Origin of the sequence: Vampirovibrio sp., from assembly GCF_041737375.1 — a bacterium.
GTDB lineage: Bacteria > Cyanobacteriota > Vampirovibrionia > Vampirovibrionales > Vampirovibrionaceae > Vampirovibrio.
Genome location: NZ_JBGSRV010000010.1, coordinates 1 through 22639, shown reverse-complemented (window position 1 = coordinate 22639; position 22639 = coordinate 1). Strand labels below are relative to the sequence as shown.

The 22639-nt window shown below is 50.5% G+C and carries 22 protein-coding genes; 17 read left to right on the top strand and 5 right to left on the bottom strand.

What is annotated here, in order from left to right:
- Window positions 1-22: 22 nt before the first annotated feature.
- Entirely contained in the window at window positions 23-436 is a 414-nt protein-coding gene (speD, locus tag ACEW81_RS05030; RefSeq protein ID WP_373531875.1) for an S-adenosylmethionine decarboxylase, read from the bottom strand.
- 14 nt (window positions 437-450) lie between these two features.
- A complete protein-coding gene (speD, locus tag ACEW81_RS05025) occupies window positions 451-933 on the bottom strand; it encodes an adenosylmethionine decarboxylase (protein WP_373532487.1) in 483 nt (160 codons plus the stop codon).
- A gap of 509 nt (window positions 934-1442) precedes the next feature.
- Here speD (ACEW81_RS05025) and ACEW81_RS05020 point away from each other — a divergent pair.
- From ACEW81_RS05020 to ACEW81_RS05005, 4 genes are all read left to right on the top strand, one after another.
- Window positions 1443-2156: a glycosyltransferase family 2 protein gene (locus ACEW81_RS05020; protein WP_373531874.1), complete on the top strand. Its 714-nt coding sequence runs from the start codon at window positions 1443-1445 to the stop codon at window positions 2154-2156.
- 299 nt (window positions 2157-2455) lie between these two features.
- On the top strand, window positions 2456-3781 hold the full coding sequence (guaD, locus tag ACEW81_RS05015; protein WP_373531873.1) for a guanine deaminase: 1326 nt from the start codon (window positions 2456-2458) through the stop codon (window positions 3779-3781).
- A gap of 211 nt (window positions 3782-3992) precedes the next feature.
- Entirely contained in the window at window positions 3993-5174 is a 1182-nt protein-coding gene (locus tag ACEW81_RS05010) for a hypothetical protein (RefSeq protein ID WP_373531872.1), read from the top strand.
- 146 nt (window positions 5175-5320) lie between these two features.
- Window positions 5321-6055 (top strand): MgtC/SapB family protein, encoded by a 735-nt coding sequence (locus ACEW81_RS05005; RefSeq protein WP_373531871.1) that lies wholly within the window; start codon window positions 5321-5323, stop codon window positions 6053-6055.
- Between the two features lie 52 nt (window positions 6056-6107).
- Here ACEW81_RS05005 and ACEW81_RS05000 read toward each other — a convergent pair whose 3' ends face one another.
- Entirely contained in the window at window positions 6108-6932 is an 825-nt protein-coding gene (locus ACEW81_RS05000; RefSeq protein ID WP_373531870.1) for an aminotransferase class IV, read from the bottom strand.
- 20 nt (window positions 6933-6952) lie between these two features.
- Entirely contained in the window at window positions 6953-8434 is a 1482-nt protein-coding gene (locus ACEW81_RS04995; protein WP_373531869.1) for a TOPRIM nucleotidyl transferase/hydrolase domain-containing protein, read from the bottom strand.
- Between the two features lie 213 nt (window positions 8435-8647).
- Here ACEW81_RS04995 and rimI point away from each other — a divergent pair, with 213 nt between their 5' ends.
- From rimI to panC, 7 genes are all read left to right on the top strand, one after another.
- Window positions 8648-9229, top strand: a complete 582-nt coding sequence (rimI, locus tag ACEW81_RS04990; protein WP_373531868.1) for a ribosomal protein S18-alanine N-acetyltransferase — start codon at window positions 8648-8650, stop codon at window positions 9227-9229.
- Window position 9230: 1 nt separating this feature from the next.
- Window positions 9231-10010 (top strand): biotin transporter BioY, encoded by a 780-nt coding sequence (locus ACEW81_RS04985; RefSeq protein ID WP_373531867.1) that lies wholly within the window; start codon window positions 9231-9233, stop codon window positions 10008-10010.
- A gap of 56 nt (window positions 10011-10066) precedes the next feature.
- Window positions 10067-10891, top strand: a complete 825-nt coding sequence (locus ACEW81_RS04980; RefSeq protein WP_373531866.1) for a LamB/YcsF family protein — start codon at window positions 10067-10069, stop codon at window positions 10889-10891.
- Window positions 10888-11826: an RNase adapter RapZ gene (locus tag ACEW81_RS04975; RefSeq protein ID WP_373531865.1), complete on the top strand. Its 939-nt coding sequence runs from the start codon at window positions 10888-10890 to the stop codon at window positions 11824-11826. The genes ACEW81_RS04980 and ACEW81_RS04975 overlap by 4 nt, the downstream gene beginning before the upstream one ends.
- Window positions 11827-11828: 2 nt before the next feature.
- Window positions 11829-13232, top strand: a complete 1404-nt coding sequence (locus tag ACEW81_RS04970) for a gluconeogenesis factor YvcK family protein (RefSeq protein ID WP_373531864.1) — start codon at window positions 11829-11831, stop codon at window positions 13230-13232.
- A gap of 102 nt (window positions 13233-13334) precedes the next feature.
- Window positions 13335-14240, top strand: a complete 906-nt coding sequence (gene panB, locus ACEW81_RS04965) for a 3-methyl-2-oxobutanoate hydroxymethyltransferase (RefSeq protein ID WP_373531863.1) — start codon at window positions 13335-13337, stop codon at window positions 14238-14240.
- Window positions 14241-14267: 27 nt separating this feature from the next.
- Complete coding sequence (gene panC / locus ACEW81_RS04960) at window positions 14268-15140, top strand: pantoate--beta-alanine ligase (RefSeq protein WP_373531862.1); 873 nt, start codon at window positions 14268-14270, stop codon at window positions 15138-15140.
- 22 nt (window positions 15141-15162) lie between these two features.
- On the opposite strand, the gene ACEW81_RS04955 is transcribed toward panC, so the two are convergent.
- Window positions 15163-15441, bottom strand: a complete 279-nt coding sequence (locus ACEW81_RS04955) for a hypothetical protein (RefSeq protein ID WP_373531861.1) — start codon at window positions 15439-15441, stop codon at window positions 15163-15165.
- A 442-nt stretch (window positions 15442-15883) separates the two neighbouring features.
- Here ACEW81_RS04955 and ACEW81_RS04950 point away from each other — a divergent pair, with 442 nt between their 5' ends.
- From ACEW81_RS04950 to sufU, 6 genes are all read left to right on the top strand, one after another.
- On the top strand, window positions 15884-16390 hold the full coding sequence (locus tag ACEW81_RS04950; RefSeq protein WP_373531860.1) for a helix-turn-helix domain-containing protein: 507 nt from the start codon (window positions 15884-15886) through the stop codon (window positions 16388-16390).
- Window positions 16391-16504: 114 nt separating this feature from the next.
- On the top strand, window positions 16505-17944 hold the full coding sequence (gene sufB, locus ACEW81_RS04945) for a Fe-S cluster assembly protein SufB (RefSeq protein WP_373531859.1): 1440 nt from the start codon (window positions 16505-16507) through the stop codon (window positions 17942-17944).
- A gap of 66 nt (window positions 17945-18010) precedes the next feature.
- Complete coding sequence (gene sufC, locus ACEW81_RS04940; RefSeq protein WP_373531858.1) at window positions 18011-18796, top strand: Fe-S cluster assembly ATPase SufC; 786 nt, start codon at window positions 18011-18013, stop codon at window positions 18794-18796.
- A 5-nt stretch (window positions 18797-18801) separates the two neighbouring features.
- The gene (gene sufD, locus ACEW81_RS04935; RefSeq protein WP_373531857.1) at window positions 18802-20166 is read left to right on the top strand and encodes a Fe-S cluster assembly protein SufD; all 1365 of its coding nucleotides are present in this window, start codon (window positions 18802-18804) and stop codon (window positions 20164-20166) included.
- 31 nt (window positions 20167-20197) lie between these two features.
- Window positions 20198-21448 carry a SufS family cysteine desulfurase gene (locus ACEW81_RS04930; protein ID WP_373532486.1) on the top strand — a complete coding sequence of 417 codons (1251 nt, stop codon included), beginning with the start codon at window positions 20198-20200 and terminating at the stop codon, window positions 21446-21448.
- Window positions 21449-21460: 12 nt separating this feature from the next.
- A complete protein-coding gene (sufU, locus tag ACEW81_RS04925; RefSeq protein ID WP_373531856.1) occupies window positions 21461-21910 on the top strand; it encodes a Fe-S cluster assembly sulfur transfer protein SufU in 450 nt (149 codons plus the stop codon).
- Window positions 21911-22639 lie beyond the last annotated feature (729 nt).

Here is a 22639-nt window from a genome sequence, read left to right as displayed (position 1 = left end):
TTGTAGTTTCCCGCCGTAGGACTTAAACCGTTGCTACCAGGGGTACTCTTTCTTCCAGACTGCGGGGGAAATCCAGTCCACGGGTGGCTTCATGACGTTCTACGTGCTGGACCTCAAAGGTTTCCGTCACGATTTTAGCCACCGCGTCCACGTCAAAGTGTTTGCAGCTAAACACGTCAAAGAAAAAATAGTCTTTGTCCACAAAGGAGTGAAAGGTGATGTGGGATTCGGCGATGATCACGGTGCCGGTGATGCCCCTGTCTTCGGGAATCAAACCTTCGTAAGGAAAAACGTAAGGCTGGGTAATTTTGGTCATGCCAATGCGGTCTGGCAATTCATTCATAAACTTGAATACAAATTCAAGGTTGCTGATTTTTTCGAGGTTGCAGCCACGACAATCCAGCATCAGGTGAGGGCCAAATTCGGAACGTACCATAGTCATAGTCTCTTTTAAACCTCCTGAGGCTGGGGTTGGTGCTGGGAACCGATAATGTGAGGCTCTGCTGTGGTGGTGGACATTTGTGCCTCAAGCTGAAAAGGGGATTCAATCATTTTTTGGGTGGTCAGGTTAATCAACCCCCGCTTTAATTCGGAAAAGTAGGCCGACCCGGAACAAAACTTCTCTTGAAGATACTCGTACGCCAGCTTTGGGTCGCAACTGGTACCGCAAGTGAACAAGTCCACTGCTGCATAGCCATATTCAGGCCAGGTATGAATGGCCAGGTGTGATTCTGCGATAATGACTGCGCCGCTGACACCGTAGGGGCTGAAGTGGTGGAATTTGGTATCCACAATAGTGGCGCCACAAGCGACAGCCGCGCCGTTCATGGCTTCTTCAACCCGTTGCAGGTTATTCAGGATGTTTGGATTGCAGTCATAAAACTCTGCCAAAAGGTGCCGTCCTAGGTTGACGACCGTGGAATCTGTGTTCACGTTCAATTTGGTTGAGTCCCTTTCTGGTTGGGGGTGGGTAACGACGGTGGGGGATTGAAATTAAAAAGGTACAGGATTGAAATTCTACAGTGTCACCTTCAGTTTTCAAGAAAAATTTTTTCAATGGCTTCCTTACGAAAGTAATAAATGCCATCCAGTTCATTTATTGCCCTAATTTTTGTGAAGTGTGAAATAACGGTGCGTTTGCCTCTAGCGTCTTTCTGTGGAGTTCATTTGCTCATGTAACGAAGTTTAAAGCCCTTTAGGGATAAGGAGCAACCCATCTCTTTCCGGTGGCCCTTATGATATGCTCTCAAATCACTCAAAGGATCGTTCGTCGGGCAGGTTTACTCTATAAAAATCGCCGAATTTTGAATTCGGACGGTTATGCTTTAGAAAAACGGTTGTTAGCGGGCTGTTTTTTCATCCCTTTACTGGTGTTCTGTCTGAATCGTTTCTCTTTTTTAAAATCGTTGGTGACCCTCGCTTTGAGGGCAGTGGAAAATTGAATGAACAAGCCAAGTCGGAAAATCAGTCTTTTAATTCCGGTTTATAACGAGGTGGATTCTCTGGAAATACTGTTGGGCCGAGTGGAGTCCGTTGATTTTTGCGGACTTGAAAAGGAACTGGTCATTGTGGATGATGGCTCTGAGGATGGCACCCGTGACATTCTGCGTTCGCTGGAAACCAGCAACCCCGAATATCGCATTATTTACCATGCCCAGAACATGGGCAAAGGCGCTGCGCTGCGAACGGCAATCGATGTGGCCTCCGGGGATATCGTGGCCATTCAGGATGCCGATCTGGAGTACGATCCCCGAGATTACCCGCCCTTGATTCGAATGATTGTGGATAATCAGGCCGATGTGGTTTATGGCAGCCGCCTGAGTAACGGAAAATCCAACGAGGCCTTTGCCGGACTTCATTATTTGGGCAACAAATTTCTGACCTTGGTCACCAATGTGCTGTACCAAACTCGTATTACCGATATGGAAACCTGTTACAAGGTATTTCGAGCGGATATCATCAAAAGCATTAAAATCCGCTCAAACCGCTTTGATTTTGAGCCGGAAATCACCGCCAAAATACTAAAAAAGAAATGGCGCATCGCCGAAGCACCTATTTCTTATCAGGGCCGTGCTTTTCACGAAGGTAAGAAAATTACCTGGGTGGATGGGCTTTGGGCTTTGAAGGCATTGGTCAAATTTCGCTTTATTGATTGATCCGCTGTGAAACAAAAGCATGGGGTTTTCCCGCCAAGAACTGGTTTATACCGGGCCTGTCACCCAAAGCCGGGTTTGACTTTTGTTGAAATGGATTGGGCCTTTGTGATAAAATCACCAAGGTTTTGCATGGTTTTAAACCAATCCGCTCAAGCCTCCGATTCAGCGAGATAATAGAGTGAGATAGATAGCAGGGTTGGTTTTAATTTGCCTTGATCCATTTTGATCACCTTTGTGTACCACCCTTGAAAACCCGAACCCTCCAACCACACAACCCAAAAGGATCGCTTAAACGTCTCATGTCAAACCTGAACAGACTGCCCGCCAAGAACTACGCCTACCGAGGGCCAATCATGCATGCGTTCAGTCGGGATGATGTGCGGTTTTTGGCGGACGGCGGGCTGTTGGTGGATGCGGCTGGTACCATTGTAAACTGCGATGATTGGCAAGCCGTAAAATCGTTGGTAACCGCCAATGGGTTTGAGGTGGTTCAGCTTTCTCCTCAAAACTTGCTGGTACCCGGTTTTGTGGATGCCCATGTGCATCTGCCTCAAATGGCGGTGGCCGGTTGTCAGGCGGAAAATTTGTTGTCGTGGCTGGAAACCCATATTTTTGCGGAAGAAAGCCGCTTTGCGGATGATTCCTACGCCCAATCTGTCAGCGAGTGGTTTTTTAAAGCGTTGCTGGCCAATGGAACCACGCTGGCCGCTGTATTTTTGACTTCTCACCCGTCCGCCAGTCAAATTGCTTTTGAAACCGCCCAGCGTCTGGGTAATCGGGTGGTGATGGGGCAGAATTTAATGGATGTGAACGCCCCTGCCTCTCTGTTGCGATCCGCGCCGCAATTGTTGGCTGAAACAGAAGCGCTGTGCCAAAACTGGCATGGTCAAGCCGATGGGCGGCTTCAATACGCCTGGGTTCCCCGGTTTGCCCTAACCAGTAGCGAGGCTCTGTTATCGGGAATTGGTGCGTTGCGGCAAAAATACCCGGATGTGTATCTGCATACGCACTTGTCCGAGCAGTTAACGGAAATTGAAGCCGTGAAAGGCCAGTTTCCATGGGCTGAGGATTATACTGCCGTTTATGAGCGCTTTGGGTTGCTAGGGGGGCGAACCATTTTGGCGCACGGCATTCACTTGAGTGACGATGAGTTAACCCGCCTGCAAGGGCTGGATGCCTCCTTGGCACATTGTCCCGGCTCTAATTTCTTTCTGAAAAGTGGTCGTTTTCGATTGATGGAAGTGTTAAACCGTCAACTACGCTTGGGCTTGGGCTCGGATGTGGGCGCCGGGCCAGAATTGTCTTTATTCAAAGTCATGAAAGACGCCCAATATATGCAGGCCGACACGCTCATTCCGCTGAAAACCCTGTTTTATCTCGCCACACTGGGTGGAGCCATCGCACTGGATCAGCAAAACCGCTTGGGTAACTTTGAACCGGGAAAGGAGGCTGACTTTTTGATCCTGGACCTTTCTGCCAAATCCTGCCTGAATTCACAAAAAGTTAACAAACAGGCCAATCAGGCGAAGCGTCTGCTTTCCACCCTCATTTATCAAGGCGATGATCGACTGGTGGAGGCCACCTATATCTGTGGCCAACTGGTTTACCGGCGACCAATCGCCTGAAAAGCATTACAGGGTCAGCGTTAGTCGGGTTCTCCCATTTTTGGGGGATAGCACCGCTGAACTTCTGCGGCTACAATGAGAATGGTTCAAGATCTGATCCATCTTTTGAATTTTCATCTAATCTTTATCGATTCAAGTCGATCCAATTTTTTGACAAGATCCTTTTTTGAATGAATCACGCGTTTTTGAGTGCGTTCAGTTGGAGCCGTAAATGACACGATTGTTTAAGGAGTCTGAAAATCAGCTTGATCCATTGGCCTGGTCTGCGTTCGGTCATGGCTGGGCACCGCTGTTCAATGATTTTCGAGAAACTTTTCATGATTTTTGGGAGCAAACCATTTATCCGGTTTTTCATATGATTGGCCAAACCTGCGTGATTTTATGGGGTCAGGCCCTCTTGCCCGCTATCCATAACCGGCTGACTTATACCCAAACCCGTTTGACGCATTTGGCATCCGGTAAAAAGAAGCGCAAAAAGGAAGCGGTGCTATTGCTTGAGGCCACTGAGCCTATTCGCCTCCAGAAAATTCACGGGGCCTTAGGTGAGCGTTGGTCTGCCGATACTACTAAGGACGAGCGCCCCATTCGTTTGAGCGTTAACAAGTCTAACCCCTGGATTGCGGCCCAAAAAAGGACGGTGACGGTGATTCCGGGTCATCGTAAAACGCCCGTGGTTTCCCTCGGATTAAAAGACGATATTCGTGGGCTGGATGATATTTTTACCACGCCTATTCAAGGCTCGTTTTTAGATGTGGTGACTAGTTCAGGGCGTAGCAGTAAGCCAAAGCCCGCTTTGGGCGAAGAAAAAACGCATTCAAAATCGGTGGCCAGAGCCAAGCCTGAAGCGGCTTCCAATGCGACTACTGGCGAGCTGAGCCGCATGGCCGTGCTGGCCCAAACTCAGGAAGTGCTTCGTCAGGAAGCCCTGAAACTGGGGAGTCGGGTTAAAAATATTGCTGAATCTACGGAAGACTGGTTTAACCGGGAGGCGCCTGATAGGGTCAGGCTGTCCATTCAGTTGAACGAAAAAAGTCCGATCCCTTATCACTCTTATAGCTTGTATAGCTTGGAAGTGGCCCCTGTTTTTGCGCCTTCTGCCTCTGCTGCTTTGCCAGATATCTGCCTGGAAACGCCTATGGCTCAGCATTCACTGTCTTCAAATCGGGTTTCGGAGCAGCCCAACCTGCCACCGGAGGCTATTGGGTTAGAAGCGCCCCAAAAACGGGCTTCTCAAAAGGCAAAGCCCGCTGAGTTGAGCTATGAGCTGGTCGACGATTTGAATGGTTTGGGCTACATGGCTCAAAACAACCGCATTTTGTCTAACAGTATTTCCAATCTGGTGGATCGTTATTTCCACCAAGCCTCTCTGGAAGAGGAATCCAATTATTATTAAAGGGATTAATGTGTAATTGGCCTTTGTCGCGCGAGGCTTTGGCTGATACAATCAAGTGTGGAGTAGGAGCTTTTTTCCGGGTGCCGGTTTGGCGGATTCCAACGGGTGGCCAGGGTATTAATAGGTTAGGATTTTAAGCGCATTTCATGGAATTAAGCCTGCAAGAGTCAATACTGAGACTGTTTCTAGCCCTGCTATTGGGGTCTGTGGTGGGTATGGAACGGGAGTATACCCAGCAGTCCGCCGGGTTGAGAACCCATATTCTGGTTTGCCTGGGTGCTACGGTGTTTACCATTGTTTCCATTACCGATATGGGACAAGGGCTGACCTACATCAACGCCGATCCCAACACCACCTTTCGGCTGGTTCGGGATCCGGCCCGTATTGCGGCCCAGATTGTGCCAGGAATCGGTTTTATAGGCGGCGGGGCCGTGTTGCGCCACGGGGCCAATATTCGGGGTTTAACCACCGCCGCCAGCCTTTGGATGATGGCCAGTATCGGCATGTTGCTGGGGGTAGGCTCTTATCAGTTGGCCATTGTGGCTACCCTGTTTTCGTTTTTGGTGCTGTTTATTATTGGTGGGCTGGAGCGCACCATGTTTAAAAAGTACCTCAAAAAGTTTAACCTGCTTAAGGTACAGGTCACCGCGCGGGATAGCAGCGTTCCTGTTGTTGAGCAATGGCTGGAGCGTAGTTTTCCTTCTAAAACGGTGGAGGTCAAACTGCAGCGTCACCCAGAGTCTCAAACCGCCAGCATGACCTACACCATTGACTTGCGTGGCTTACATGCCGATGTGAACGTGCTTTCCCGAAATTTAAACGCCCTGGACGGGGTTACGGCCGCTTCCATTCGGGTGTTGCAGGAAGAAAAAGAAATGTAGCCTCAAACTTGGGGATCAATCATTTCAGGATTCCAGCCATTCTTTCCGGGCCTTAAATGCTCACCGTTTGCCCCAGGCAGGTCATCAAGCGTTGGGCTTCAGTTGGCCATGGCAGGGTGTAGTCATCAACGCATTGCACCGCCACCACCCCTTGCACGGCGTTGCTTAAAAAAGCGCCGTGGCCGTTTTGAATGGTTTCCAGCGAGATTGCTTCGGTAGAAATTTCAATGCGCTGGCTTTGCGCTCCGTCTAAAAGCTGCTGGCGGGTAATACCGGGCAGGCAACCGTCTCGCAGGGGGTCGGATGTCATTAAAACCCCGTTTTGAATTAAAAAGAAGTTGGCGGTACTGGCTTCACAGACATGCCCCTGCTCATTCATCAGCAAAATGTCATCAAAGCCCTGTTGTCGGGCTTGTCGCTTGCGTAAAATGGTATCGGCCATGGCCCCATGTTTAAGGGTGGGCATGGCCCGTTGGTGGTTCACGGTTGTTAAGCGCAAGCCCTTGGCTGGCCTGAGGCCGAGCGGGCGGCTGGATAAAAATAGACGGCTGGGCAGCCACTTTTCTTCGCTATAGAAAGCCCCGTAACCGTCCAAATCAGCGCATACGCTGAGCCGGAACACCGGATTTTCTGTTTGGGCCTGAAACAAATCGCTTAACTGCCGCATAATCCAGTGATCGGTATAGCGCCAGCTTAAGCCCAGGGCCTTGCAGTCTTTTTTCAGGCGTTGCAAATGCAGATCAATGACTTGCTCGGAGCAGGGCATTTTTAAGGTGGTGTAAACACTGTACCCGTACAAAAGCCCTTCCGGGAAGTCGGTAAGGGACTGAGCGGCGTGAGGTTCCGCTTGCTGTGGATTAAAAAGTTCCCGGTGCATGGATGCATTTCTTTCTGTGGCTAAAACCCTGGATAGGCTTTTGAGGAGTGACGAACGGTTAAAATGGTTTCGATCAAACGGCGTATGGCTTTGGGTGGGGCTAAAACTTCTTTGCTGAGCTGACTCTGCTGAAAGGTTTCGGTGTATTTAATGGCAAAGTCAATCTTATCAAACGATCCCAGGTTGTAAGACTGCCACAGGACTTTCAGCGCCTGAACCCGACCTTTGGCTTTGCTCTCTTCCGTGAGTTTCAGAAAGCTGTAAGCGGTCACCTCCGGGTAAGGCTGGTAATGCAGGTTAATGGTTTTTAGCACCAGCGCCATATCGTACAGGTCTTCAAACTCGCCTTCCTGAATGGTGAAAATATAGTCGCCCTGCCGAAAGTTGGTGCGGATTTCCTGGGCAATGGCCCCAGCATCCTGATCCAGCACAATGAAAATGGGGCAATTCAGGGTTTGGGCTTGTTGCCGGTAGATAGATAAAACGTGGTTCTTGCCCCCGGCTGGCAGCAAGTGAATTCCCAGCAGGTTGAAATCAAGCTGCATGGCTTGGGCGAACATGGGAAGCAGCAGCTTTTCGGTTTCACCTTCCACAATAACCAGTGCTTTAACGGGTCTTGGCAAGTGGTAGGCAGCCCCCATGCGGCTAAAATCCTTGTGGTTCAGCCACTGGGAAAGCTGGTTGAGTTGCGCAAAGGCGGTATCCGGGGTAATGGGCTGGACAATCCATTTTTTTTGCCCCAGCGCTTCATAAAGGGCCTTCAGGTAAGCAAGGCGGGGGTAACGCTTCAGGTCAGCGGGTTCCAGTTTGTTCAGCAAGGCCGACCACGGGAGTGGGCGGGTCAGGCGTCTGCACAGTAAATAGGAAATTTCCAGCTTTTGGGTGGCTCCTAAGTAATCGGTACGGTAGCCATGTCCCGTCAGGAAGGTGGCCATTTGCTCCTTGCTTAGGGCGCCCCGGTAATAGTAGCTGTGCATGGCCCCTTGATCGCGCAAGCCAAGCTGTTCCACGTCTTGCTCCACCATGGCGCTCAGTTGAAAGCCGTCCAAATCCTCCGCCAGTAAAAACAGGCTCAGCCATTCATCGGCCAAAGTAATGTCGTCTCCAAACCAGGCCCGCCACAGGTTTACATAAATGGTTTCCAGCGAATGCAGGGGCAGGGTTTCCAGCGCTTTTTTGGAAAGGCCGGTGGACAATACGTTGGTTTTAATCAGTCGTTCACAAACTTTAATATCCCGAATGGTGGGAAATTCAAACTTGAGCAAGCGATTGGCGGACGCTGCCAGGTTATCCCAGCCGGGGGTCTTGAAGCTGAAGCGGATGATGCCCTCTCGCTCATCTTTTAGGGCCACTTCCACCATTTTTTGAGCCGATTTCAGAGGTTCAGCCGGATTGGCAAAACCACCGGCATCCAGCGGCTGGGAGTGGTCAGTAGGGGCGCTGACCTCCGGTGTGGAGGGTTCCCGGCTCTCGAAATTGGGGGGAATGGCTTTAAGTCCCACTGCGTTTAATACTTCAGTATTCTACCAAAAATGTTCATTCCCCAGAACCGCTTGCTAAAATTGAAGGGCGTGGCTTCCTTTTGCTTTTCAGCTAAAATAAACAAAGTAAACTTGAGGGAGTGCTTCGGTTTATCGTGTTGAGTCCATGTTCCAACGTGTTTTGGGTTTACTGGACTGAAAGCAAGTTAGCGTTCACAGGTTGGTTCGTTGTTTATGATCTCTACATCCGAATCCAAACAGGCCAAGCTTCAGGCGGTTCAACTTGAGATCCGTCGTATGCGGGCTCAGGATGTGCCTGCGGTTATGGAAATCGAGGCGGTTTCATTTGGTCGCCATCACTGGTCGGATGAGTCTTTTTACAACGAAATGAACAACCATGTGGGCCGGTATTACTCGCTGGTAAGATCCGATACTTCTGAATTGCTGGGCTACTGCGGGTTTTGGTTAATTGTGGACGAGGCTCACATTACCACCATTGCCGTTCGGCCCGAATTACGGGGCAATGCGCTGGGAGAGTTAATGCTGTTGCACATTCTGGACCGCAGCATGGCCAACTCCATTCACTGGGGCACGCTGGAGGTTCGGGCTTCCAACTACAACGCCCAAAACCTGTATTATAAATATGGCTTCAGCACAGTCGGCGTCCGCCCTCGTTATTATCAGGACAATCAGGAAGACGCCTTGATTATGACCACCTCGGATATTGGCTCTGATGCGTATCGGGCCAGTTATAAAAATTTGAAGCAATCGTTACAAACTCGACTGGATGGTCTGCCCAAAGGTTTCGGAACTTGATATGCCGGATATGAAGGATGATGGCGTGACTCCCATTGCGCTTGTGGATGCTGACAACGCGACCCCACCGGAAGTTAGCCCGCCAGAGCAACAAGCGGCCGCAGATTTTGATGGTGGGTTGGACCTGTTTCCAAAGCGCACCTGGTTACACCGGGCCTCTTATCCGCCCCGGCTTAGTATCAATGGCTTGCTGATTGGCTTGCTGTGTTTACTGTTGCTGGTGGTGATTGGGTTTGTACCCGTGTCATTGCCCAGCCCCCTCAATATTGGGCGAACGGTTTCCAGCTACAGCCAGCTAACGCCCATGCAGTACACCTTTCAAATTCCTTTGGCTTTGTTTATGGCCGCTTTTTTGGGGCCATTTATGGGCACAGGCGTAATCCTTCTGTTTTTGGTGCTGGGTTTGTTTTTCTTTCCGGTGTTTGCCAATGGGGGTGGTTGGCATTACCTGAGCGAACCCGGCTTTGGGTATTTGCTGGGTACTTTTTTTGCCGCTTCAATCCTCAGTAAAACGTTTCACAAGGCGTTTCAAAAGCGGGATAAAATGAGCCGTTCCCTAAAGCTGTTGGCCACCGCTTTGGCAGGGGTTGCCTTGCTGCATGGGATTGGGCTGATCTATCTGGTGGCTTTAAGTGTAACGGGGCAGCTATCCTGGGCCGAGTTGCCGGGGCGAGCGCTGCGCTTAAGCATTGAAACCGCGCCTTATGATTTCGTGGTCACCTTTGTATTCCTTTGTCTGGTGCGGCAATTCAGGCTGGCCCTGTGGCTGGTGCTTTACTGAGCTTTTAAAAAAGGTTCGCTTGCTCTAATATAGAGTCATTGAGAATAGGTTTACCCATGCCAAAAACTGTAGATTTAGCCAAGAAAATTCTGTTAAGCCACAAGGTTAAGCAGTTTATCGACTTGAACACGGATCTCGGTCAAAGCCGAGATTTGGCGTTTTTTAAGAAAACCAACTATGAACTTTTGAATCATGTCACCTCGGTCAGTATTCCCTGTGCCGTGCATGATGGAGATCCCGTAGAGTTGCTGGAAGCGATTCGGCAAGCCAAGCGCTTTAACTGCTCGGTGGGCGCCCATATCGGGTATCCCGATCCGGCCCGCAACGGGTATGAGTCCATGCAAATTTCCCCGGAAGCTTTAACCGCCTGGATTGTTGTTCAATTGGGCGCGTTTCAGGCCATGGTACGCTCCGAAGGTTTGGAAATTGAGCATATTCGTCCCCATGGGGCGCTGTATACCGATTTTCTGTCAAACCCTGAGGTAGCCATGACCGTGGCCAAGGCGCTGCACAAAATGAACGCCTGGTTTGTGCTGATGGGGCCTGCCGGTCCCATTTTGGAGCAGGTGGAAAAAGAGCTGGGCTTGCGCACCGCCCCCGAAATTTATCTGGGCAAGCGCTATGACCAGCAGGGCAAGCTTTCTATCAACCGGATGCAGGACTTCCTGCCGCCCCAAGGGGTTATGGATCAGGCTCGTCAGCTGATTGGCCAGTCTACTTTAACCGCAGAAGACGGGAAGTCTGTGGCCGTGAAGTTTAAAACCCTGCACGTTAGCCCTTTGTTACCGCAATGTGTGGATTTGGCGGATCGGGTGGGCCAAATGCTTGTGCAGCCAGTGTCTTTGCCCTTGGCTGAAATAGGAGCATCGGGCTGGCTATGAATCACGATTATCAAAACTTCAACCCCTTTCTTATTTTGGGAACCAGCGGTTCCGGCTTAACCACCGCCCTGGATATCGTTTCCGATCACGGTTTCCTCAGCGTGGCCAATGTGGCCCCGGATCGGGTGGTGGAAACCATTGCCCCCTTAATGACCGGGCATCTGCCGGTTGCGTTTACGGTGCGTTTATCTCCGGCCACCAACCCGGAAGCTTTGATTGCTTCCATTCACGCGCTGAAGGCGCAGTTTCCGGCCCTGAAGATTTTAACGTTGGATGCGCCCGAAGATGTGTTGGTGCAGCGTTATTTGCAGTCCGAAAAGCAGCATGACTTTGAGGCCACTGAAACCGGGGGCTTACAAGTGGCCATTGCCGCTCAAAAAAAGCTGTTTGGGCCTATTAAGGAACTAAAAGATTATTCCATTGATACCAGCACCACCAGCCCGGTGGAATTACGGCATAAACTCGCCCGTGTTTTGGGATTGCCCATTGAGAACGATAGCTTTACGCTTTATATCAATACGTTTGGCTTTAAATATGGCGCACCGCAAGACGCTGAAATGATTTTTGATATGCGCTTCATGACCAACCCTTTCTACGATGAGCGCTTGCGCCCTTTGACCGGTCAGGATCAGCCGGTACGCGATTTTATTTTCAACCTGGATCATGCCAGCACTTTCTTTGATAAATGGGCGGATTTAATCGCGGATATGTTGCCTCTCTATCAGGCGCAAGGCAAAACCCGCCTGACCATTGGGGTTGGATGCACCGGTGGTAAGCACCGTTCGGTGTGCATGGGCGAGGCCTTGTCCGCTTATCTCAAGCAGCGTTATCCCTCGTTTCAAATCCTGACCAATCACCGGGAAATGCTGCGGTGGGGCAATGGGGCTGGTGCCACCGCTCAACCGACCGCTTGTTCGGCTGGAGAGGTTTCTTAAATATGCTCAAATTCCCCAGAATGGCTTCATGGCTACTGCCGGGATTATCCATTAAGCGATGGCTGGGTATTGCGGTTGCCGGTTTTGTGATGACCTTTGTGGGCAGTGCGCTGGTGCTGAATTTGCAACCGGTCACTCTGTTTATTGAAGGGTTAAAGTCTTTGGCCCTTATTTTTCCGGCCAGTATCAGTGGGCCGATTTTGCTGGGCGTGGGCATTATTCTGTTTTACTTTGGGTTGAGAAAGACTTACCGCACCGTAATGGTGGCCTTACAGCATGAAGGCCGGGACGCGGATTTGCTGGAAGCCCTTTTCCGCCAGAACAAGCTGATTCACGGGCCTCGCATTGTGGCCATTGGCGGTGGTACGGGTTTGTCCACCTTGCTGCGGGGGCTCAAAAAATATACTTCGAACATTACGGCCATTGTCACGGTGGGCGATGATGGCGGGAGTTCCGGGCGGCTGCGGCTGGAGCACAGCATTATCCCCCCCGGTGATATTCGCAACTGTATTGCGGCCCTGGCGGATGAGGAAAGGTTAATCACCGAGCTGTTTCAATACCGCTTTAAAACCGGTTCGGGGCTGGAAGGCCATAGCTTTGGCAATTTGTTTTTAACCGCCATGTGCCACATTACGGGCGATATGTTTTCGGCCATTAAAGAGTCCTCCAAGGTACTAAACATATCGGGCCGCGTGCTGCCTTCCACGCTGGAAAGCATTAAACTGGCCGCCACCATGGATGATGGCACTGAAGTGATTGGGGAATCCATGATTCCTGAGGCCAACGGCAAAATCGTTACCTTGCGCTGTATCCCGGATAATCCAAGAACCATTCCCGAGGTGATTGAAGCCATTCAGGATGCCGAGCTGATTATTTTAGGGCCGGGCAGTTTGTATACCAGTGTTTTGCCCAATCTGTTGATTTCCGATATCGCGGAATCGCTTTCCAAAAGCAAGGCTCCCAAGTTGTATGTGGCCAATATTATGACCCAGCCCGGAGAAACGGACGGCTATACGGTGGGCGATCACTTGCAGGCCATTCTGGACCATTGCCCTTACCCCAACGTGGTGAATGGGGTGATTGTGAACAATTGGCTCCCCGAATCCTTGCTGGAAAAATATCAGACGCACGGTTATCAGCCTGTGTTGCTGGATCGTGAACGCTGCGCCTCGCAAGGGGTGCAAGTGGTGGAAAAATTACTGGTGGATGAAGGGGAGCATCATGTGGTGCGTCACAACCCCGTTCAGTTGGGCCGTGCCATTGTGCAATGGTTTAAGCGGGATTACCCCGGCAAATTCAAGCAAATTCAGCAGGCCATGGTGGTCGCTCCGGTGGTGGTGTCCCTTCCCCCGCTCGATCCAGAATCTCCCGCTCCTGAGCCTTTAAATTTGAACCCTGTGGACTAAAGAATCGCCACTCTTGCCATGGCAGCGGCATGGCACTAGAATGGCAGCACCGTCGATCATTCACTATCCTTACGCCATTTACTCGATGTTGAGGACTTTTTTGTGTCCGTTCATACCCAGCAACCCTCCGTATCAGCGGATAATCCCGTTCAGCGCAAGGCCCACACGGTGGCTTCCCTGTTGCGTAAAAAGGATCAAGGCCAAAAAATTGTCAGTTTAACCTGTTACGACTACAGTACCGCCCGCATTCTGGATCAGGCCGGGGTGGACTTACTGCTGGTCGGTGATTCTTTGGCTATGACCGTACTGGGACATCCCAATACCCTGAGCGTAACGGTGGATGAAATGCTGCACCACGTGAAAGCGGTGGTTAAAGGCACTCGGCACGCTATGGTGCTGGCCGATATGCCCTTTATGAGCTATCAGGCCGATCCGGTTGAGGCGGTTAAAAACGCGGGCCGCTTTATTCAGGAAGGGGGCGCTCAGGCGGTTAAGCTGGAGGGCGCATCGGAACGGGTCATTCAAGTAGTGCGCCACTTGGTGGAAATTGGCATTCCGGTGGTCGGACATTTGGGTTTTACCCCGCAAATGGTTAATACGCTGGGCGGGTTTAAAATTCAGGGTAAAAATCTGGAAGACGTTAAGAAGCTGGTGGATGGCGCATTGCGCCTGCAAGAGGCTGGGGCCTTTGCCCTGGTGCTGGAAATGGTGCCTGTGGAAGTGGCTGATTTAATCACCCGTAAGCTGCGCATTCCCACCATTGGCATTGGGGCCGGGAATGTGTGCGATGGTCAAATTCTGGTGGTGGATGATTTGCTGGGTCGTTATAGCGAATTGACCCCCCGCTTTGTGCGCCAGTACATGAATTCCGGCGCTTTAATTGGTGAAGCGGTTCAGCGCTACGCCGCTGATATCCAGACCTTGGCCTTCCCGGACAACGATACGGAGTCCTTCGCCTTTCCTGTAGCTGCTTTGCCAGCCTTGGCCCAATGGGCGGCTGAGCTTTAAGTTCTTGTCAGAGGTTTCAGGTTTTATATGATGCTTGTTTTAAAAAAGCGGTCTGATTATCAGCTTCAATATGCCCAATGGCAGGGAAAAAAAATTGCGCTGGTACCCACCATGGGCGCTTTGCACGAGGGGCATCAGGCCCTCATTCGTCAAGCCCGTGAACTGGCGGACATTGTGGTGGTCAGTATTTTTGTCAATCCGCTGCAGTTTGGCCCGCAGGAAGATTTGGCGGCCTATCCCCGGCCCATTCAACAGGATTTGGATTGCTGTCAACAACTGGGGGTGGATGTGGTGTTTGCCCCGGAGGCTGAGGAAATGTACCCGGCTGGCATGGGCCAGCTCACCATGGTGGTTCCGCCTTCCGATATGACCGCTTTGTATTGCGGTGCGTTTCGCCCCGGACATTTTACGGGCGTGGCCACGGTGGTTTTAAAGCTGTTCAATCTAATTCGTCCGGATATGGCCATTTTTGGAGAAAAAGACGCCCAGCAACTGGCGGTCATTCGCAAAATGGTTCAGGATTTACACTTGCCCGTGCAAGTGCTGGCCCATCCCACCCTTCGCAATCAGCAGGGCTTGGCCTTGAGTTCCAGAAATCAGTATTTGAAATCGGCAGGAGAGCAGCAGGCCGCACTGCTGTTATACCGTATTCTGACCGAGGTTCGGCAAGCTTATCAAACCGCCACGTCGCCATTGCCCACGCAGCCAACGCTGGATGCGGCTTGTGAGCGGGTGCTGTCCCAGTGGCTGGATGGCTCCGTGCGCTTTGAGATTCAATATTTGGCGCTGGTGGACGCTCAAACCTTTCAACCGGTGGATCATCTGATAGCCGGTACCCGCTTGTTGATTGCGGCCTATGTCAATCAGGTTCGGCTGATTGATAACCTGGCACTGGACTAGCCTCGCTGGTTTTTAAAATGGGTTAATAGGTGGAGAAGCGATCGCCTTCTTTTTTGTCGATATCTCGCTCTCTAAAACCGGAAGGCAAGGGCTGCTCAGAGTTTTTAGGGGTGTAACGTCCTGTTTTCCCCTCGTTTTTCCGGTTTTCTTCAGCAATGGCCCGTTTGGCGTTGGATTTTTCCACAACCGGGGCGTAGGCATCGCTATAGTATTGGTTAGAGCGCCAAAAAAAACTCACCAGCACCAATGTCAGCGAAAAGACGCCCACACAAAAAAGAAAGATTTTTTCTTGTTTACTCATGGAAAATGACGGTTACCCAATCAACAACGCAGCACTGGAGCAGGACCTCTGTACTATACCCATATTTTGATTGATTCAAGCGATTGGCCCGCTTTTATCAGCGAGATGGAGTACTTGATGAGGGAGTTTGTGGCCCAATGCACTCCTTTTTTGATGGCTGGGGCGCAATGGCTTGGGTTTCATGACTTTTTGCCGTAATTCCAGGGTTGACACGCCTGGGTGGGCTTGGCACAATACGGCAACACCCACTCTCACGTCAACGTACAAGTTGAGAATTCTCAAAGGCTTACCTTGACGTTAACGTTAATCCGTTCTATGCTAATGCTATTAGAACCTTGATTTTCTTTAAAAATCTCACTGTGTTTTTCAACTGATTTGGCCCACTGTTAATGCTTCTGATTTCAGAACATAGAGCATGGCGTGTGTCGGAGGTATTCCCCGAATGCAAAGCAATTCGCAAAGCCAGCAACCCTTGTTTGAAGCGCCTGAGCCTGAAAAAGAAGAGGCCCAGTTTTTAACCATTGGCGCATTGGCAAAGCTGTGCGATGTAACCGTAAGAACCTTGCGCTACTACGAAGAAATGGACTTGATTGGCCCGGTCAAGCGCTCCTCCGGGAAGTATCGGCTTTATAATCACCATTCCCTTAAGCGCATTAACGCGGTTTTGGCCCTACAAGGCCTCAATTTTTCGCTGGATGAAATTTTGAAGGTGCTGGGGCCGTATTCCAAAAGCCGAAATTTTACCAAGGAAGAGCAGATTGCCCAGACCCGGGACTCCTTGAGCCAGCAAAAGCACTTTATCCACGACAAAATTACCCAGCTCACCACGTTGAACGCGGATATTGAGCATCGTCTGGACTTGCTGGACAAGGTTTGTTCTCCCTGCTTGGATACCGACCCTCACGCCAGTTGTTCTGAAACCTGTTCTTTTCTGGAAGTTCATAATTAGGTTGCCTTGCAACCGGTTACGATCCCTTTGCCCGCAAAAATAAATCCGTCTCAGCCGCAATCCCCAAGTCCCCCCGGACTTTACAGCATTGAACCCCGAATGGAGTAAACCGGCATGAAAAGCCTTGAATCCCTGACCAACCAAGAGTACAAGTATGGTTTTCGCACCGATATCGAGGCGGATATCATTCCCAAGGGGCTTTCAGAGGATACCGTACGTCTGATTTCCAAGAAAAAAGGCGAGCCGGAGTGGATGTTGACCTTCCGGCTGAACGCTTTTCGGCATTGGCTAAAAATGGAAGAGCCGGACTGGGCGCATTTGGGTTATCCCAAAATTGATTATCAGGACATTATTTACTACTCTGCCCCCAAGCCGCCTAAAGAAAAGTTGAAAAGCCTGGATGAGGTGGATCCTGAACTGCTGCGTACCTTCGATAAGTTGGGCCTGCCGCTTTCGGAACAGAAAAAACTGGCCAACGTGGCGGTGGATGCCGTGTTTGATAGCGTATCAGTGGCCACCACCTTTAAAAAAGATTTGCTGAAACACGGCGTGGTGTTCTGCTCCATTTCCGAAGCCCTGCACGAGTATGCGGATTTGATTAAACAGTACATGGGCAGCGTGGTGCCGGTGACCGATAACTACTTTTCTGCCCTGAATTCCGCCGTGTTTACGGATGGTTCGTTTGTCTACATTCCCAAAGGCGTTAAATGCCCTATGGAATTGTCCACCTATTTCCGCATCAACACGGAAGGTTCCGGTCAATTTGAGCGCACCCTGATTATTGCGGAAGAAGGTAGTCAGGTGAGTTATCTGGAAGGTTGCACCGCCCCCAAGTTTGACACCAATCAACTGCATGCCGCCGTGGTGGAACTGTATGCCGCCAAAAATGCGAATATTAAATATTCCACAGTGCAAAACTGGTTTTCCGGCGATCCCAAAACGGGCAAGGGCGGTATTTATAACTTTGTAACCAAGCGGGGCCGTTGTGCGGGCGAAAACGCCAAAATTTCCTGGACTCAGGTGGAAACCGGCTCCGCCATTACCTGGAAATACCCCAGTTGTATTCTGGAAGGCGATAACTCGGTGGGCGAGTTTTATTCTGTGGCGCTGACCAACCACTTGCAGCAGGCTGATACCGGCACCAAGATGGTGCATATCGGCAAAAACACCAAAAGCACCATTATTTCCAAAGGCATTTCCGCCGGAAAATCCAGCAACTCCTACCGTGGGCTGGTGTCCATTAAAAAATCCGCCGAAGGTGCCCGGAACTACACCCAGTGCGATTCCATGCTGATTGGTGGCAGCTGTCAGGCCAACACCTACCCGTATGTGGACATTGCCAATGCTTCGGCTCAAATGGAGCATGAAGCCTCTACTTCCAAAATTAGCGAAGAACAACTGTTTTACTTCCACCAGCGGGGCATTGGCACCGAAGACGCCGTTTCCGCCATTATCAACGGCTTCTGCAAAGACGTGTTTAAGGAACTACCCGGCGAATTTGCGGTGGAAGCCACCCGCCTGCTGGGCTTAAAACTGGAAAACAGTGTGGGCTAACCCCTGCGTTGAACGGTGAATCACAACAATTTTTAAATTTAAATTTAAAATGGAGAAATCCCCATCGTGACTACCCCCATTCTTGAAGTGAAAAATCTCCACGCCAGCGTGAATGGCGTGAATATTCTAAACGGCATTAACCTGACCATTCAGCCGGGTGAAGTGCATGCCATTATGGGGCCGAACGGTTCCGGCAAAAGTACCTTGTCCAAGGTGTTGGTGGGTCATCCCGCTTTTGAGGTAACCAGCGGGGAAGTGCTTTACAAGGGCCAAAACCTGTTGGCACTGGAAGCGGAAGAGCGGGCCCGTGACGGTGTGTTCTTGGCCTTTCAGTACCCGGTGGAAGTACCGGGGGTCAATAACGCCGGATTCTTACGGATGGCCTATAACGCCAAAATGACCCATCACGGCAAAGATGAACTGGACCCGCTGGAGTTTGAGGATTTGCTGGCTGAAAAGGCCAAAATTGTAGAAATGGATCCTGAATTGCTGAACAAGCGTTCGGTCAACGAAGGCTTTTCTGGCGGGGAGAAAAAACGGAACGAGATTTTACAAATGGCGGTGCTGGAACCCACGCTGGCCGTTCTGGATGAAACCGATTCCGGTTTGGATATTGATGCCCTGCGGATTGTGGCCCACGGAGTCAATACCCTACGCAGCGCTGAAAATGGCATGATTTTGGTGACCCACTATCAGCGTTTGCTGAACTACATTGTTCCGGATTTCGTTCATGTGTTGGCCGAGGGTCGCATTATTAAATCCGGGGGCAAGGAGCTGGCTTTGGAACTGGAAGAAAAAGGCTACGACTGGCTTCTTGAAAAAGCCGGTTTGCTAGCTGGACAAGAGGCATGATGAGCATGGTGGCTTCCGCAAAACCCCAATCTGTACAAACTTTATACGAGCAAAGCTTTCGGCAGCGCCTACAGGCCATTTTGCCGGAAACTGCCGACTGGTTGCAGGCCCTTCGCCTGAACGCACTGTCTCGCTTTGATCAGCTAGGACTTCCTACCCGCAAGCTGGAAGCCTGGAAATATATTAATATCCGTCCGCTGTTAGGCTTGCCATTTCAACCGCACACCGCTGCCTTGCCTGTTTCCAAGGCTACCTTACAGCCCTACTTGCTGGGTGAACCGGGCGCGGATGTGATTCATCTGGTTTTTGTGAATGGTCGTTTTGATGCGGATGTATCTTCAACGTCCGCATTGCCTGCGGGTGTGGTGGTTGGCAGCCTGAAGGCCGCCATGGACACTCAGCCGGAACCCGTTAAATCGGTGTTGGCCCAAGGGTTGGCCCAGGAGCCAGATGCTTTTGTGGCTCTGAATACCGCTTTATTCGAAGATGGCGCCCTGATTCATGTGCCAGACGATACCACGGTGACGCCTCTGATTCAGGTGTTGTATCTGACTACGGGCAGCGCTGAGCCTCGGGCGGCATATCCCCGCAACCTGATTTCGCTGGGCCGCAACGCTCAGGTGAATATGGCCATTGCCCATGTGGGCCTGGGCGAGCATTTGTATTTCAACAATTCTGTGCAGGAATTTTTACTGGCGGAAGGCGCTCAAGCCGAATGTAGTCTGGTTTTGAATGAAGCCCCTCAGGGTTGGCATTTAACGGCCACCCGCAGCACGCTTGCTGAAAATGCCAAGCTGACGCTGTCTACGGTCACCTTAAGTGGTCAAACCGCCCGCCATAGCGTGAGTACCTTGCTGAAAGGTGAAAACGCCGAAGTGACGCTGAACGGGTTGGATGTTTTAACCGGGTCTACCGAAATTTATCATCAAACCGTCACCGAGCATTGGGTTCCTCATTGCTCAAGCGATCAGTTCTACAAGGGTATTTTAGATGACGCTGGAAAATCCGAGTTTAACGGCTTGGTGTTTGTGGCGGCTGGGGCCAATGGAACCAATTCTCAACAGCTTAATAAAAACCTGTTGTTATCCGATGAGGCCAAGGTTTGGACTCGCCCTCAGTTGCAAATTAACGCCGATGACGTGAAATGCGCACACGGGGCTACGGTTGGGCAACTGGAAGCCGATCAACTCTTTTATCTGGCCAGCCGGGGCTTAAGCCGAGAACTGGCCCAATCGTTGTTAACCTACGGGTTTGCCGAGGAAATCATTCAGCGCATTGCCAATCCACTGGTTCGCCACTGGCTGGATGGCCGGGTACTGGAAAACTTGCACCGCGCGGATGCCTCGCTGAAGCGGCAATTAGGAGCCTGAGATCATGGGTCAAAGTGTTTTGGATGAAGTAATGAGCGCCAGTCAATCCGTTAATCCTATCGATCCGGCGGAAGCCCTGCGTTTGCGATCGGATTTTCCGGTGTTGCGCCAGCAGGTGCATGGCAAGCCGCTGGTCTATCTGGATAACGCCGCAACCACACAAAAACCTCAGGTGGTCATTGATCGAATCGCCAATTACTACGCCCATGAGAACGGAACAGTGCGCCGGGGGGTTTATAAACTCAGCGAGCAATCCACTCGGGATTTTGATGCCAGTCGGACCAAGGTGGCTCAATTTTTAAATGCGGCCTCTCCTTCTGAAATTATTTTTACCCGTGGCACCACGGAATCCATTAATCTGGTGGCCGCCACTTATGGGCGCAAATTTATTCAGGCGGGCGATCATATTCTGATTTCCGCTATGGAACACCATGCCAATCTGGTGCCCTGGCAGCAGCTTTGTTTGGAAAAAGACGCCGTCCTTCAGGTGGTGCCCATTACGGACGCTGGCGAGATGGACATGGACGCCTTCGACCGTTTATTGACGGATCGGGTGAAGCTGGTGGCGGTGGGTCATGTCTCCAATGCTCTGGGCACGGTCAACCCCATTCGGGAAATTATTGAGAAAGCCCATGCGCTGGATATTCCGGTGTTGGTGGATGGGGCGCAATCTGCCCCCCACATGAGCGTGGATTTGCAGGCGCTGGATTGTGACTTTTTTACGTTTTCGGCTCACAAGCTTTACGGCCCAACCGGGGTGGGTATTTTGTACGGCAAAATGAAATATCTGGAAATCATGCCGCCCTACCAGTTTGGCGGGGATATGATTCATTCGGTTTCTTTTGAGAAAACGGTATTTGCCAAACCTCCGGCCAAATTTGAGGCAGGCACCCCCGCCATTGCCGAGGTGATCGCACTGGCAACCGCCGTTGATTACTTAAGTGCCATTGGTCTGGATCGCATCGGGGTTTATGAACATGAATTGCTGGCTTATGCCACCGCGCAAATGCTGGAGATTCCTGAAGTGCGCCTGATTGGCACTGCGTCGCATAAGGCAGGCATTTTGTCTTTTACCCTTAAGGGGGCGCACCCGCACGATATTGGCACCATTCTGGATCGGGAAGGCATTGCCATTCGAGCGGGGCATCATTGCGCTCAGCCGGTTATGGAGCGATTTGGGGTTCCGGCCACCGCCAGAGCTTCTTTCTCGTTCTACAACACCCGTGAAGATATTGACGCGCTGGTGAAAGCCGTGCGGATTGTCGTGAATCTGTTTAACTAAAAGGCACCCCTCATGTCTGACTATAACGAGCTTTATCAGCAAATTATTCTGGAACACAATAAAAAGCCTCGCAATTTCAAGGTGCTGGAGTCGGCCAATGCTTACGCTTTGGGTAAAAACCCGCTTTGTGGCGATCAATTTGCCGTTTACACCAAACTGGATGATCAGGGAACCATCGAGGACATTGGCTTTCAGGGGGATGGTTGTGCCATTGCCAAGGCCAGTGCTTCGCTAATGACCAACGCGGTGAAGGGCAAAACCAAGCAGGAAGCCTTGCAGATGCGGGAAGAGTTTCAGAAATTGCTGTTGGGTGAACTGGATGAAAGTCAGCCGCATCACTTGGGGCGTCTCACTATTTTGTCAGGGGTGCAGGAATATCCGGTTCGGGTGAAGTGCGCCACCTTGGCTTGGCACACTTTGGGCGCCGCATTGCAAGGTCAATCGGAAGTTTCTACCGAATAGTCCGGGTTGAACCTGGTTGAAATAATCACTATTTTTTAAATTTTAAAAAGCCTTGGTGTCTCTACCAAGGCTTTTTTCGATCGGTTGAGGGTTAAGGATCTATATATTTTTTAAATCACTAAAATGTCTTGAAAAGAATTTTTTTAAGATCTGAATGATCAAAAAACAATTGGCTGAGTTTGCAGTTTTTTGATTGGTGTGAAACACCTGCTGCATCTTTTTAAGAGTTAATTTCATAACCGGGAAACCAATCATTGAAGTTAATAGGGCTTCTAATTTCCTGAAAATTAAGAGCAGTATTGTGATTTTAGATTTTTGAAAAATATGAAAAAAAGGGCTTGCAATCCAAAATCTCTGGGCTAATATTAATTCATCGAAGCGCAGTTGAGGCGCACGTTTCCCACTCTCTCACCTTTCCCCCATCTGGATTTGATACTCAAAAAAAGATGGTGTTCAAAGTAAAAGATAAAGAAACGTAAATCGGAAGGTTGACAACAAAAACCGACCGAAATAGGATGATACTCCACTCAACAACGAGCCCCTCTCAAGCAGAGATGAACTCCGAAAGTGAGTGGCTCAAAACCTCCCCTCGTACTTTGAAAACTGAATATTGGAACATTAAAAAGACTCCGTTCAAATCTAATATAACGCGAGCCAAGGACAGGAATTATCCTGAAGATTTCGAGGTATCTGCTGCGAGGTAGATACTGACACTGAATCGTAAGATTC

Bases quoted from the DNA above. Each gene is read 5' to 3' on its own strand.
- sufU (WP_373531856.1), top strand. From the start codon at position 21,461: ATGTCTGACTATAACGAGCTTTATCAGCAAATTATTCTGGAACACAAT.
- ACEW81_RS04970 (WP_373531864.1), top strand. From the start codon at position 11,829: ATGCTCAAATTCCCCAGAATGGCTTCATGGCTACTGCCGGGATTATCC.
- speD (WP_373531875.1), bottom strand. From the start codon at position 436: ATGGTACGTTCCGAATTTGGCCCTCACCTGATGCTGGATTGTCGTGGC.
- ACEW81_RS04975 (WP_373531865.1), top strand. From the start codon at position 10,888: ATGAATCACGATTATCAAAACTTCAACCCCTTTCTTATTTTGGGAACC.
- sufB (WP_373531859.1), top strand. From the start codon at position 16,505: ATGAAAAGCCTTGAATCCCTGACCAACCAAGAGTACAAGTATGGTTTT.
- ACEW81_RS05020 (WP_373531874.1), top strand. From the start codon at position 1,443: ATGAACAAGCCAAGTCGGAAAATCAGTCTTTTAATTCCGGTTTATAAC.
- panC (WP_373531862.1), top strand. From the start codon at position 14,268: ATGATGCTTGTTTTAAAAAAGCGGTCTGATTATCAGCTTCAATATGCC.
- ACEW81_RS05010 (WP_373531872.1), top strand. From the start codon at position 3,993: ATGACACGATTGTTTAAGGAGTCTGAAAATCAGCTTGATCCATTGGCC.
- ACEW81_RS04950 (WP_373531860.1), top strand. From the start codon at position 15,884: ATGCAAAGCAATTCGCAAAGCCAGCAACCCTTGTTTGAAGCGCCTGAG.
- ACEW81_RS05000 (WP_373531870.1), bottom strand. From the start codon at position 6,932: ATGCACCGGGAACTTTTTAATCCACAGCAAGCGGAACCTCACGCCGCT.
- ACEW81_RS04980 (WP_373531866.1), top strand. From the start codon at position 10,067: ATGCCAAAAACTGTAGATTTAGCCAAGAAAATTCTGTTAAGCCACAAG.
- ACEW81_RS05005 (WP_373531871.1), top strand. From the start codon at position 5,321: ATGGAATTAAGCCTGCAAGAGTCAATACTGAGACTGTTTCTAGCCCTG.
- guaD (WP_373531873.1), top strand. From the start codon at position 2,456: ATGTCAAACCTGAACAGACTGCCCGCCAAGAACTACGCCTACCGAGGG.
- sufD (WP_373531857.1), top strand. From the start codon at position 18,802: ATGGTGGCTTCCGCAAAACCCCAATCTGTACAAACTTTATACGAGCAA.
- ACEW81_RS04955 (WP_373531861.1), bottom strand. From the start codon at position 15,441: ATGAGTAAACAAGAAAAAATCTTTCTTTTTTGTGTGGGCGTCTTTTCG.
- ACEW81_RS04930 (WP_373532486.1), top strand. From the start codon at position 20,198: ATGAGCGCCAGTCAATCCGTTAATCCTATCGATCCGGCGGAAGCCCTG.
- rimI (WP_373531868.1), top strand. From the start codon at position 8,648: ATGATCTCTACATCCGAATCCAAACAGGCCAAGCTTCAGGCGGTTCAA.
- ACEW81_RS04985 (WP_373531867.1), top strand. From the start codon at position 9,231: ATGCCGGATATGAAGGATGATGGCGTGACTCCCATTGCGCTTGTGGAT.